Here is a 13,526-nt window from a genome sequence, read left to right as displayed (position 1 = left end):
CCCACTAAAATTCATTAGCTCTCATCAAAGTGCCTATAATTTATTAAAATTTAATATATGTATTTCCCTATATTATATTGATACTACCATGGTATTCAATGATAAATTAGTGGTGATAGTATAAAGCTGATGTTAGTAAAAACTTAGTTTGTAAATTTATTTAAAATTCATTAACATAGCTAAATTAAATCTCATATATTGAAGTAGAAACATATGGGAGTGAAATTATGCTTATAAACAAATTAAAGATAAAGTACTTAAATTCAAATAATGTACTAACTTGCTATTTAACAGATAATCATATATCAAATTTAGAACTAAACAGCGAAAGCGATTATATGATAATATCTGCCGGCTCAATTACCCTTCGTTTAAAGAAGATTATCGTAAAAAGTAATGAATTAAATCCTAAAATTCTCTATTTATCTGAGGATTTAAAAAATCTAATTTATATACCAGAAGGTACAGTATTTCAGATAAAGACTTTATCTAGTGATAGATTAGAGTTAGGTCCAATTATAGGAATATTCATACCTGAGGAAGATATAAATAATTTGATTAGGGGAAAAATTATTAATTCTTATATCCACTTTACATTTACCTGTAAAATCCTAAACGGACTTTGTTGTTTTTTTTCTACTGGAAATATTGATTTTATAAATAATACTGTTAAAGGAATTGTTAGACAAAATTCAAAATGGATTCTAAGCACTTTTCCACTTCCTAAGGTAATTTATGATCAAAATCATAGAATTAATTCCCGTATGTACAGTATAGACTTGAGAAAAAGGCTTGGGAAAGAATATAACATACTTAATACCATGGCTAGACTAAAAAAATGGGAAACAATTAGAACACTTGGCAAATTTCCTAAACTTGCAAAATTTATTCCTAAAACAACTCTATATAAGTCTATTCTAGATTTAGAAAATAGCTTAAGAGATAACTCTTCTGTCTATTTAAAACCAAACTTTTTGAGTAAAGGAAAAGGAATTTTTAGAGTTACAAAGATAAGTGAAATTAAGTATAGAGTTGAATATAGGACTAATGAAGAAAATCACGTAGCAACCTTAAATTCTTTATATGATATAAATAAATTACTCTTTCAATATTTTTTTATTGGTAAAGGATATATTATTCAGCAGGAAATAAAAAAGGCTCTTTTTAGAGGTAAAGCCTTCGATCTTAGAGTTTTATATCAAAAAGATTATCAGGGTGAATGGCAGCCTAGTGGTATATCAACACGCATAAGTGCATTAGGAAGCATAATAACTAGTCCAAGGAGTGGTGGTACTGTTAAAGACTTCTCTACTATTTTAAATGAAGTTTTTAATGAAACTCTTTCCACTGAACATGGATTATACCAAGATATACTTCTTTTAGGTAGAAAAGTATGTCTAGCAATAGAATCTGCATTTGGCAATTGCGTGGAATTAGGGCTAGATATAGCTATAGATATACATGGACATATTTGGATTATTGAGGTGAACGGTAAGCCACTAAAACTAAGTTTAAAGCGTTTAAATGATCCAGAATTAATCTATAAAATTAACAGTCGCCCTATTGAATATGCTGCTTACCTATTAGGTTTTGAATCAAAACATGTTTTGTAAGGTAACTTATAAAAATATATCATTCTCTAACTAAGATTCATTTAAGTAAATAAAAAATTTTTTAATATAATTTTTTAAAATATAAGGTATAGGAGGTAAGATAGTTATGTCAAATGAAAACAGTTGTGATAAAATAGATGAAAAATTTGAATACGGCAAAACTTACTATTTTGATAAATCAGGAATATATATAAATGAAACTGAAGTACAAACTCTTAAAACAGAATGCGTTTCAATAGTGAAGGCTTGTTGTAGATTGCAGTTACCAAAGGGATTTAATTTTTCACATGATTGTCCAGGAATGTGTTTTGATCTTTCCAATTTAACTTGTATAAAAAGTCCTCTAACACAAAGATTAATCATTCCAGATGTAGGGAATAAACATGCTATTGAATGTGAACCTGTAGTAGGTTACGAAATTAGAACAGTTGGAGATGTAAACTTCTCAGTAAGTACACCTCTATGTCCAGTAAAAGGCAGTTGTTTTCCAGTAAGTTCTCACACCTGCTGCTCTGCCACAGCTCCAGTTAATCATGTTATTTCATATTCTTGCTGTCCACAACCATGTCCTCCAGGTCTTCCTTGCGTAGATTGGACTTTTGCTTTCTTCGTTGTTCGCAAAATAGAAGATCCTTGCGGTCCTTATTTGCATATAAATATGGGTGTAGCACTAGAATATACTGGTGTTTGTGAATGTGACGAAGAATAAATTTTAATACTTTAATGCTATCTAAAAGATTGTTGATTTTCATATACTGAAAATCAACAATCTTTTAAAATATATCTTGACTTTTATCTACTTAATTACTTTAAATTATCAGGATTTAAACATTTCAATTCATCGATTACAAATAATCCATCTTTTCTTATAAGTACATCATCAAAGTAAATTTCACCACCACCATATTCTGGTCTTTGAATGTATACTAAATCCCAGTGGATAGATGACTTATTTCCATTATCACACTCATCATAAGAAGCCCCTGGTGTAAAGTGTATTGAACCTGCTATCTTCTCATCAAATAGTGTATCCTTCATAGGCTTTAATATATATGGATTTACACCTAATGCAAATTCTCCTACATACCTTGCCCCTTCATCTGTGTCGAATATATGATTTATTCTTTCAGTATCATTTGCCGTAGCTTTTATTATTTTTCCATCTTTAAACTCAAGTCTAATATTCTCAAAAGTAAATCCATCATGAAGAGCTGGTGTATTGTATGTTATATATCCATTTACAGAATCCTTAACAGGTGCTGTAAATACTTCTCCATCTGGTATATTAGCTTCTCCATCACACTTAATAGCAGGGAGACCTTTTATTGAGAAACTTAAATCTGTATTTTCACCAACTATTCTAACTTTATCAGTTTGCTCAAGTTTTAAAACCAAGCTATCCATAGCTTTTGACATTTTGCTATAATCAAGGTTACATACATTAAAATAAAAATCCTCAAAGGCTTCTGTGCTCATGTTAGCACTTTGAGCCATAGATGGTGTTGGATACCTTAAAACAACCCATTTAGTCTTTGGAACTCTTATTTTCCCATGAACTTCATTCCAAAAGTATTTATTGTAAATTGTAAGTTTTTCTCTTGGCACGTCAGAATGTTCATCGGTATTCCATGCTGCTCTAACACCTATATAAGCATCCATATCAGCCATTCTTGCTGCTTCATATTTTGCCATCATCTTCATTTGTTCTTCGGTACAGTTCATAAGCATTGACCTATCTACTGTCTTATTTTTTATTGTTACAAAAGGTATTACCTTTGCCTCATAGGCAGCTTTTACAAGTTCTGTTATGAAAGGTATATCAGGATCAAAAGCCTCTATTAAAACTTTTTCTCCTCCTTCTAATTTACAAGAATAGTTAATTAGATTTTGTGCAAGTCTTGTCTGTCTTGGATCTAACATATTTTCTCCCTCCATTTTTTCATTAAATACTCAGGGGACTGTCCCCCGGACAATATTTACATACTTTCTTCTAGTGTTGATAAATTATGTTGCTTTGATAAATTGAATTTTCTAAGCTTCATATACAATATAAACCAAGTTGTGAGTACAATTCCTTTTATAATGCTTGAAATACTTATACTCCACCAAACTCCATTTAACCCTAAAAGCTTTGGTGAGGATAAAATTAAAGCCGCTGGTATTCTAAGACCAGTAAATATTATACCTACAAGGGATGGTGGTAGTGTTTTTCCCATTCCATTAAATGCTCCTGCAGTTGCTATCTCTATACACATAAAGAATTGGGATACTCCAAGTATTCTAAGATAAGCTATACCATAAGGTAGTGTTCCCTCCTCAGGTATAAAAAATGCAAATATAGACTCTGCTCCGATTATCAAGAGGAGAGTTGCAAATATTCCTATAACACTTACACTAAGTATTGCTGCCTTGTATCCCTTTGTAATTCTGTCCCACTTCCCTGCACCATAGTTTTGTCCTACAAAAGCACTTATAGCTGTTTGAAAACCTCCTGCTGTCATCCATGATATAGCCTCTATTTGAGAACCTACTTTTTGAACCGCTACAGGAACTTCCCCCCATCTTGCAATTATTCTAGCTATAATCATTGCAAAAATACAGAAAAGTCCATTTTGCATAGCTACTGGCAGTCCTACTTTAAACATCTTTTTTATATATTCCAGGTCAAATTCTTTAAATGAAAAGCCTTTGATTAATATAGAATGTTTTGCTGATATTATAAATAAAGAAGTTACTACTGCTTGCGAAAATACTGTAGCTATAGCTGCTCCTTTAACTCCCATAGCTGGGAAAGGTCCCATTCCAAATATAAGAACTGGATCAAGTATCATATTACTTATAAGTCCTACTACATTAAATCTAAAGGGAGTTTTACTCTCTCCTGATCCATTATAAATTCCAGTAAATACAGGATTTATAAAATAAAAATTTATTCCTAAAGCCACTATAACTAAATATTCTATGGCCATGTCTACTACATCTTTATTTTGAAGGTTAAAAAATCCTATAAGCTGTTTTCTAAATATAATTAAAAAGGCACCATAAAAAACTCCTAATATAATATTAAGAATAATAGTGTTCTTTGCGTATTTTTTTGCTGCCTTCATATCATCTTTACCTATAGATTGAGATACACCAATTTCAGCACCTATTTTAGGTATAAGAATTAGTGCCATGGCAAACCAAGTAAAAAATCCGGCTGTTCCAACCCCTGCTACAGCACTACTTCCAAGCCTTCCAATGTATATCATATCCGTCATGTTATAAGCCATTTGAACAAATGATGTTCCCATTATTGGAAGCGCTAGTTTTATAAGAGTTGATAATATTTTGCCTTCTGTCAATTTATTTTTCATTTAATCCCCCCATTAACCCCAGTTAAACTTTATTCTTTATTGTAATTTACATATGCATAAAAAAGATATGTTCATTATCTGAACATATCTTATTATATATTAATATTCATTTGTATGCTATTGGATTTTCTGTAAATTTTCCCGAAAACCTATATTCATATCATTGTTTTTGATCTTAAAATATTTTAGTATTCTATTCTATTTCTAGAGCCATAGCATCATATATAAAACTAGCATCTTGAAAACTATAATAGTATTTTCCTATTTTACTAAATCCACATTTTTCATAATACTTCATAGCTTTAATATTATCTTCGTGTACATCAAGCCAAACTGTAACAGGGGCAAATTTTTTAAATAATTCTTTGCACACTTCCATTATGGCTGTACCTATGCCTAATCTATGATACTTAGATATTAAATATATCTTCTGAAGTTGTATCTGATTTTTTGACTCATCAATACCTTCATATTTAGAATTTTCTTTAATCTTAACATATCCTACAGGTTCATCATCCAAATAAGTAACAAAGAAGTGGTTCTCTCCTTTTTTAAGACTCTCTTCTATCTTTTCACAGCTAAAAGTAGTTTCTAAATAATTCTCTAAGGTTTCTTGCTTAAATAGATATCCAAATGTTTCACTAAAAGTTACCTTTCCTAAATAGGATACATCTTTGTAATGTTTAGGCTCTCCCTTCACTATCTTTAATTCTCTGTTTATCCCATTATCATTTATTATTAACTTCTTCATAATTTGTTCCACCTTTCATCTTTCTATATTGTTTTGGCGTTATATCCATATGTTTCTTAAAATTATCATAAAAGCTGCTTAAGCTATTAAAGCCTACACAATATGCAATTTCAGTTATACTTTTTCCTGAGTTAATTAATAGTTCTTTAGATTTTTCTAACCTAATTTTAGTTACGTATTCTCTAGGAGTATGTCCATATTGTTTTTTGAACACTTTCATAAAATAAAACTCATTTATACCTAGGCATTTTGATAGTTTTTTTATAGATATACTATTTTTATAATTCAAATCAAAAGTTTTCTTAGCATTATCTATTATTTTTAATATCTGCTTATCCTGTCCTTCTAAAAGATCTGGCCTGCATCTTTTACATGGTCTAAAACCACTATTATATGCTTCAAAAATATCATTAAAGAATACTATATTTTTTTCTAGTGGTGCCTTAGATTTACAGGAGGGTCTACAGAATATTCCTGTGGTCTTTACTCCATAAAAAAATACTCCATCATAATTTGCATTGCATTCTGTAACTACCTTATACTTCGTTTGTTCTGAAAGCTTTCTCATATTTTTCACCCTATATTATTTTTATTAGGTACATATCTATTATAATTTATTATCTTCTTTTTTTCTTCTTGATTTTTGTTTTGTAATTTTTACGCAAAAATCACCTTTCAAAATTCATATGAGTAGGCATTTGAAAGGTGATTTTACATATTGTATAATTTTAATTTAAAACTTATTTAGGATAAATTTCTCTTAATAAAGAGTAGCCTCTATATACCTTTATCTTAGCATAGATTTCCCCTTGTAAAGCCTTTTGCTCCAGCTCTTTTCCTGTATTTTCCGGTAAGAAGTACTTATCTAATCGGTAATCTACAGCAATTCCAGTTATCTTTCCATTAGTGTTTTCAACGAAAACTGGATGCGAGTATTTAGCCATAATAAATATTCCATCCTTAGGCTTTTTTAAAGTTACTTTGTCTACAATGTAGAATCCTTTATCCTCTTTTAGTGTTACATATAGTTTTTTTCCTCTTAATACCTTAAAAGGATCATAATCTTCTTTCTTATCCTTCATATTCAGTATTCTATCCTCTAATCTATCTAGAGTTATATCGTTAATATCGTAGTATAATTGAACATAATCTCCTCTAAATACATCTCTTGGATCAAAGGGTTTTGTTTTAATTGTAATCTCTTTTCCAAATGTATTAGTCATCATAGGCTGTACAGTCATAGAAATCAGCATAAAAAACATCACTAAGAATGCCACTAGATATCTATTTCCTCTTTTTCTAAATATTTTTTTCATCTAAGGCACCTCCTGAATTTTTTCTAAGTCTTTCAAAATAATATCCAAAACCTAAAAGTATAAATCCTCCAACAATAAAGAATAATGATTTTGGCATAAAGTCATATAAAGTATCAAAATAATATCTCAAAATTAAAACACAAGTAAATACTAACGCTGTCAAAGAACCTCTTCTAACTAGATATAGCAGATATATTAAAAATAGAATTCCAAAACATATAGCTATATAACTACCATTTTTTATAAATAGTAACTCTTCCCAGCCCTGCTTATAAGTAAGCATAACCCCACTTATCCCAGATACAATAATTCCTTGAAGTTTAAATACCTCTATATTCAAGCGATGTTTTCCATAATACATAATAAGTCCTACTATAAAGAAAACTATTGCAACATATATATTATCTAAATACTTGTAATATAAAAAGTATAAAAGAAAATCTAATGCAACTAGATTGTTAAAAAATGTCACAATTTTATCATGATTAAAATACTTGCTTGCTATATAGAAAACACATATAAGAATTAAACTATAAACTATTATATTTTCATTAAAACTTCCACTTATATATATAATTGATAGCACATGGGCAAATAGGAATAATAACTTTTCTCTCAATAAAATTGACATGACTAAAACTCCTACTGACCACAATAGAAAAGCTAATTGGAACTCTCCACTATAGTTAAATATCTGCTCCATTAAAAATATTCCTGCACCATAAATTAACGTACTCAAATATAGCATTGCTCTTGATGTCTTAGGGTACCCCTTTTCCAACCTAAAGGATGCAAATATAGAAAATCCCAAAAATACTACAATAATCAATATCTTTGCAATCTTACCTATATACTCCCAGTTACTGGCTATAAAGCTTAGAATTCCAAGACCTATTAAAATAGAACCAATTGTAACTAATATTTTTATAAAATTTATTCCTGAATCCTCTTCATAGAAAGTCATCATATCATCTAATTGCTGCTGATTTATTATTCCTCTATCCTTATGCTCTGTTAACTCTGTCAGAAAGAATTTATAATTTGATTTACTCAATTTCTTCTTCATTGTCTTTTCCTCCTTCTAAAAGCAACTTGAATTTTTCTAATATATATTCCCTGTCAAAGGAACTGTACCATCTTCTATTGTTTCCATCTATTATTCTATAGTGAGAGCTTATTATATTTTTCTGAACTTTAAATTTACCTTTCACTTCAATGTCTCTCCATAATACTTTCCCACCACCAGTTAAATTTTTAGGCGAATCTATATTTTTAAATACTATAGCTTCCACTAGCTCTATTGGATCCTCACCTAAAATCATCTTCAATATTTCACTTTCTCTGAAAAGACCACAAATTGCTATTACCAAAGTCCATGAAGCTTCTGTTCTTTCCTTTTCAATTTGAATTAAGGTTTTTTTTGAAATTCCTAAAATTTCTACCATTTTATCCTGTGAAAAATTATATTCACTTCTTATAAGCCGTATCTTTTTTGAGACTATATCTATTAGTTCCTCTTGAGTTAATCCATTCATTTCAGCACCTCTATCATATATACACTTTTAATGTATTTTTATATCTTTAGTGTAATTTTACACTATAATAATTCTTTTTACAACTAGTTTTTAATAAATTTTTTCCTTATCTACCAGTCTAAATTGATATATAAATATAGCTTTATTTAAAATAAAACAAATATTAAAAGTAAACTCTCTATTATGGATTAATAATAATTAATATACTAATTTCCTATATCTAAAAATATCTGTCTAAACTAAAGTCTACTCTATACATAATAATTCCTTAAATGCTTATACTATTAACGACATAATATTACATACTTAATTTTAAGGAGTGATTAAAGTGGGCAAAAAGAAGGTTAAAGATAGTAAAGTTATGGATAAGAGAACTTCCAAACCAGATATCATCCATGAAGATGAAATGAAAAAACACAGATCTAAAGGCGTAATCAGAAACACTGATGGAACTGTATAGCAGTAATAGCTTTTAAAAAGGAGATACCTATGTCAAATAATAAAATGAGAAACACACAAAATAATAAAAAAGAAGATGGCAAATTCAAAAAAATTAATATAAAACACGGCCAAGCTGAAAGCTCAAGAGCTGCTTTTAATCCTAACGATGGAAAGGACATAAAAGAATAAAAAGGCATGTTATGTTATAGACAATAAACATTATAGTTAAAAAACTAAAGAGATTACTGTAAAAACTTCAGTAGTCTCTTTAGCACCTAAATATATTCATACTATAAAATTATATCTTATAATTTTATAGATTCTTTTAAGGTATGCCATGCTAGTACTGCACATTTTACACGTGCAGGCATATTGGATATATTCTTAAAGGCTATTGCATCTTCTAACATTTCTAGCTCTTCTTCATTATCAATATCTTTTTTTATCATACTTATAAATGTGTCAACAAGTTTTAATGCCTCTTCTTTTGATTTTCCCTTAATAAGATCTATCATTATAGAAGTTGAAGCTTGGGATATGGCACAGCCATTACCTGTAAAAGAAGCGTCCTCTATCATATCTCCATTAAACTTTATTTCTAAGGATATTTCATCACCACAGCTAGGATTATGGCCTAATTCTGTAACGTCTGGATTATTTAAATGATGTTTATTATGGCCACTTTTATTGTGTTCCATTATTAGTTCAGTGTATATTTCACTAAGCTCCATATCCTAACCACCTCCTTACATTTTTTAAACTCTCTATAAAAACATCTATTTCTTCTTTTGTATTATAGAAATAAAAACTTACTCTACAGGTAGCATTTAAATTCATATATTTCATAAAAGGTTGAGCACAATGATGCCCAGATCTCAAAGCAACTCCATAGGCATCTACTATAGAAGCTACATCATGTGGATGTACATCTATCATATTAAATGAAATTACAGCCCCTCTCTCTTTTAAATCCCTAGGTCCGTAAAGTTGTAGATTTGGAACTTCCGCCATCCTCTTAAGAGCATATTCAGTGAGCTCCTTTTCTCTTTCTTCTATAAACTCAAACCCTATATTTTCAATGTAATCTATAGCTGCTGCAAGACCAACAGCACCTTCTACATTTTGAGTCCCAGCTTCTAATTTAAATGGAAGCTCTGCAAAGGTTGCCTTCTGTTCAGAAACATATTCTATCATATCCCCACCATATAGAAATGGAGGAACTTTTTCCAGCAATTCTTCTTTTCCATAAAGTACACCTATTCCCATCGGGCCAAGCATTTTATGTGCTGAAAATGCCATAAAATCTACATTTAATTTTTGAACATCTACTTTCATATGGGGAACACTTTGGGCTCCATCTAAAACAACTATTGCACCTTTGCTATGTGCATAATTTACTATATTTTCTATGGGATTTATTACTCCAAAGGTATTAGTCATATGAGCAACAGAAACTATTTTTGTATTCTCAGTTATTTTTTCCTCTATTTCAGACTGTAAAAGCCTCCCCTCTTTATCTACATACATATATTTAAGTTTAGCCTTCTTCGCTTTAGCTACTATTTGCCAAGGTATTAAGTTACTGTGATGTTCTGATATTAAAATTACAATTTCATCACCTTCATTTATAAAGTTCATTCCATAAGAATTTGCTATAAGATTTAGAGATTCTGTAGCATTTTTAGTAAATATAATCTCTTTTGAGCTTTTAGCATTTATAAATTTCCTCACCTTTTCTCTTGAAGTTTCATAAGCTTCTGTAGCTCTTACACTTAAATAATGCGCTCCTCTATGAGGATTTGAATTTATACTTTTGTAGTACTCATCAATAGCTTTTATAACACACTCTGGCTTATGTGTTGTAGCAGCATTATCAAAATAAATAATATCTTTACCCTTTACCTTCTGAGACAGTATAGAAAATTCCTTTCTTATATCTTCAACATTATGTTTATTGTAATTAAATTCCAAATCAATCATTTATTATTCTCCTTTGAATTTCAGAATCAATAATATTTTTTATATCTTCAGAAGGTATTTCATCTATAATAGGTCTAAAGGCTGCTTCAATTATGAGCTTTTTAGCTTCTTTCTCACTGAAGCCTCTGCTCATAAGATAGAATAACTTATCTTCATTTATCTTTCCTGCACTTGCTGCATGCTGTCCTTCTACATCATCTTCAGCACATAGTAAAAGAGGTACAGCGTCTGATTTCACCCTAGGATCTAGAAGAATTGTATATTCTTCTTCAGAACCCTTAGCTTTCACAGATCCTTTTTTCAAATCTATAGTTCCTCTAAATATTTTTTTAGACTTATCCTTCAAGACTCCCCTGGTTTCAATATTACTTAAAGTTCTCATGGCACTGTGATTCATTTTATAGCTTAAATCTATAATTTTATTTCCGTCACCAAAATATATAGATTTAAGCTTTGCCTCTCCTGTAGGTTCATCTAGGTTGTTTACATAGTTTGTAACACTTATTGAAGCACCTATTTCCAGGGAAATATAATTTACTTTTGATCCATATCCTATAAATCCAACCACTGAATCGAAATGCTTTGAATTTTCATTCATAACTTGAACCTTTATAATATTTACCTTTGCTCCATCCATTGCATATATTTTAGTAATTCCATTGTGAAATACTTCAACTTCATCATTAGTTTTGTAATTAATAATTACGGTTATCTCACTATTTTCTTCTGCTACTATAGTATTATTGTCTATAAGGACAGGATTTTCTTTAGACATAGAGTAATCTATAATTATAGGCTGTGATATCCTAGAATTTTTATCTAGTTTTATACTTAATGGAGCATTATAGTTACTTTCAGCTAAATCTAAAAGCCTCTTTGAAACTCCATAACTTTCTCCTATTGTCTTAAATTTATTTGAATAATCTACCCTATTAATTTCTTTCTTTATCTCTACTACCTTCCCATTTTTTAGCTCTCCAAATTGTTTTATATAATCCTTTTTATAATCTGGAATGTTAGTAATTTCTCCTAAGTTTAGATCAAGATCATTTACTTTAAGCCATCTCCAAGTTATAACTGGGAGTTCATTTATATTTTTTAATTCCATAATGTATTCTCACCTCCTAACCTATAGTCCCTTCCAATTCTATATTTATAAGATTATTCATCTCTACCGCATATTCAAGGGGAAGCTCCTTTGATATAGGTTCTACAAATCCTCTTACTATCATAGCTTTAGCTTCTTCTTCACTTAATCCTCTACTCATAAGATAGAATATAGCTTCATCACTTATTCTTCCTATTTTTGCTTCATGACCTAAATCTACTTCATCATTCAATATGTCTATAACAGGTATTGTATCTGATCTTGAAATATTATCTAACATTAATGATTCACAGGATACAGTAGACTTTGAATGATGGGCATTAGCTGCCACCTTTACAGCTCCTCTATATATAGCTACTCCTCCATCCTTTGATATGGATTTTGAATTTATATTGGAGTAAGTATGTGGTGCTGCATGAATAACCTTAGCTCCTGTGTCTAGGTACTGTCCATTCCCCGCAAAAGTTATACCTGTAAATTCGCATCTTGCTCTCTCACCCTTTAATATACTCATTGGATACAACATAGAAACCTTTGATCCAAAAGAACCAGAAACCCATTCTATAGTTCCATCTTTTTCTACAATAGCTCTTTTTGTATTTAAGTTATACATATTCTTTGACCAATTTTCTATAGTGCTATATCTTAATGCTGCTCCTTCCTTAACAAATAGTTCAACACATCCTGCATGGAGGTTATTTACAGAATACTTTGGAGCTGAACATCCTTCAATAAAATGAAGCTTTGCTCCTTTTTCAACTACTATAAGTGTATGTTCAAACTGACCTGCTCCTGGAGCATTTAATCTAAAGTAAGATTGAAGCGGTATATCTACCTTGACTCCTTCTGGTACATATACAAAGGAGCCACCTGACCAAACTGCTCCATGCAATGCTGCAAATTTATGATCACTTGGGGGAACACACTTCATAAAATACTGCTTTATAATATCTTCGTATTCTCTTACAGCAGATTCCATATCAGTATATATAACACCCTGTCTTACTAGATCTTCCTTTATACTATGATATACAACCTCTGAGTCGTACTGTGCTCCTACTCCTGCTAGAGACTTTTGCTCTGCCTGCGGTATCCCAAGCCTATCAAAAGTATCCCTAATATCCTTAGGAACTTCATCCCAGCTTCCCACCATCTCTGTATCTGGCCTTATATATGTCACTATATTTTCAATATCAAGATCCGTAATATCTGGTCCCCAAGGTGGTAAATCTAATTTATTATAAATTTGAAGAGATTTTAATCTAAACTCAGTCATCCATTCAGGTTCATTTTTTTCTTTTGAAATTTGCATTATAATTTCTGGAGTAAGTCCGTTTTGAACCTTATAGCTGTATCTTACTTGATTTTTTATATCATATATTCCTCTATCAACATCTTCTATATAGGTTTTTTTTCTATCTTCCAT

Annotated in this window: 15 protein-coding genes; 4 read left to right on the top strand and 11 right to left on the bottom strand. The window is 30.3% G+C overall.

Features of this window, described 5'->3' with window-relative positions; translation table 11 throughout:
* The first annotated feature begins 227 nt into the window (after positions 1–227).
* A complete protein-coding gene (locus ACWW38_RS14925) occupies positions 228–1,613 on the top strand; it encodes a YheC/YheD family endospore coat-associated protein (RefSeq protein WP_456258322.1) in 1,386 nt (461 codons plus the stop codon).
* 106 nt (positions 1,614–1,719) lie between these two features.
* The gene (locus ACWW38_RS14920) at positions 1,720–2,322 is read left to right on the top strand and encodes a hypothetical protein (RefSeq protein WP_456258321.1); all 603 of its coding nucleotides are present in this window, start codon (positions 1,720–1,722) and stop codon (positions 2,320–2,322) included.
* A 95-nt stretch (positions 2,323–2,417) separates the two neighbouring features.
* On the opposite strand, the gene ACWW38_RS14915 is transcribed toward ACWW38_RS14920, so the two are convergent.
* The 7 genes from ACWW38_RS14915 to ACWW38_RS14885 form a co-directional block, all read right to left on the bottom strand.
* Entirely contained in the window at positions 2,418–3,533 is a 1,116-nt protein-coding gene (locus ACWW38_RS14915; RefSeq protein WP_456258320.1) for an aminopeptidase, read from the bottom strand.
* Positions 3,534–3,589: 56 nt separating this feature from the next.
* Positions 3,590–4,969, bottom strand: a complete 1,380-nt coding sequence (locus ACWW38_RS14910) for an MATE family efflux transporter (protein WP_456258319.1) — start codon at positions 4,967–4,969, stop codon at positions 3,590–3,592.
* 193 nt (positions 4,970–5,162) lie between these two features.
* Complete coding sequence (locus ACWW38_RS14905) at positions 5,163–5,720, bottom strand: GNAT family N-acetyltransferase (RefSeq protein ID WP_456258318.1); 558 nt, start codon at positions 5,718–5,720, stop codon at positions 5,163–5,165.
* Positions 5,698–6,288 (bottom strand): bifunctional transcriptional activator/DNA repair enzyme AdaA, encoded by a 591-nt coding sequence (locus ACWW38_RS14900; RefSeq protein WP_456258317.1) that lies wholly within the window; start codon positions 6,286–6,288, stop codon positions 5,698–5,700. The genes ACWW38_RS14905 and ACWW38_RS14900 overlap by 23 nt, the downstream gene beginning before the upstream one ends.
* 172 nt (positions 6,289–6,460) lie before the next feature.
* Positions 6,461–7,036, bottom strand: coding sequence for a GDYXXLXY domain-containing protein (locus ACWW38_RS14895; RefSeq protein WP_456258316.1), 576 nt, complete (start codon positions 7,034–7,036; stop codon positions 6,461–6,463).
* The gene (locus ACWW38_RS14890; RefSeq protein ID WP_456258315.1) at positions 7,020–8,102 is read right to left on the bottom strand and encodes a DUF2157 domain-containing protein; all 1,083 of its coding nucleotides are present in this window, start codon (positions 8,100–8,102) and stop codon (positions 7,020–7,022) included. The genes ACWW38_RS14895 and ACWW38_RS14890 overlap by 17 nt, the downstream gene beginning before the upstream one ends.
* A complete protein-coding gene (locus ACWW38_RS14885) occupies positions 8,083–8,571 on the bottom strand; it encodes a helix-turn-helix transcriptional regulator (RefSeq protein ID WP_456258314.1) in 489 nt (162 codons plus the stop codon). Before ACWW38_RS14885 ends, ACWW38_RS14890 begins: the two co-directional genes overlap by 20 nt.
* A gap of 328 nt (positions 8,572–8,899) precedes the next feature.
* Between ACWW38_RS14885 and ACWW38_RS14880 the strand changes: the two genes are divergently transcribed.
* A complete protein-coding gene (locus tag ACWW38_RS14880; protein ID WP_456258313.1) occupies positions 8,900–9,031 on the top strand; it encodes a hypothetical protein in 132 nt (43 codons plus the stop codon).
* A 29-nt stretch (positions 9,032–9,060) separates the two neighbouring features.
* The gene (locus ACWW38_RS14875) at positions 9,061–9,201 is read left to right on the top strand and encodes a CPC_1213 family protein (RefSeq protein WP_456258312.1); all 141 of its coding nucleotides are present in this window, start codon (positions 9,061–9,063) and stop codon (positions 9,199–9,201) included.
* A 116-nt stretch (positions 9,202–9,317) separates the two neighbouring features.
* Here the strand turns inward: ACWW38_RS14875 and sufU are convergent, their stop codons facing one another.
* From sufU to sufB, 4 genes are read right to left on the bottom strand one after another with little or no spacing between them, the layout of a single operon-like run.
* The gene (sufU, locus tag ACWW38_RS14870) at positions 9,318–9,743 is read right to left on the bottom strand and encodes a Fe-S cluster assembly sulfur transfer protein SufU (RefSeq protein WP_456258311.1); all 426 of its coding nucleotides are present in this window, start codon (positions 9,741–9,743) and stop codon (positions 9,318–9,320) included.
* Entirely contained in the window at positions 9,733–10,992 is a 1,260-nt protein-coding gene (locus ACWW38_RS14865; protein WP_456258310.1) for a cysteine desulfurase, read from the bottom strand. The genes sufU and ACWW38_RS14865 overlap by 11 nt, the downstream gene beginning before the upstream one ends.
* Complete coding sequence (gene sufD / locus ACWW38_RS14860; protein ID WP_456258309.1) at positions 10,985–12,100, bottom strand: Fe-S cluster assembly protein SufD; 1,116 nt, start codon at positions 12,098–12,100, stop codon at positions 10,985–10,987. Before sufD ends, ACWW38_RS14865 begins: the two co-directional genes overlap by 8 nt.
* Positions 12,101–12,116: 16 nt before the next feature.
* Positions 12,117–13,526: a Fe-S cluster assembly protein SufB gene (sufB, locus tag ACWW38_RS14855; protein WP_456258308.1), complete on the bottom strand. Its 1,410-nt coding sequence runs from the start codon at positions 13,524–13,526 to the stop codon at positions 12,117–12,119.

It is taken from the genome of Clostridium sp. JNZ J1-5 (genome assembly GCF_053901425.1).
This window is presented reverse-complemented; position numbering and strand designations above follow the sequence as displayed.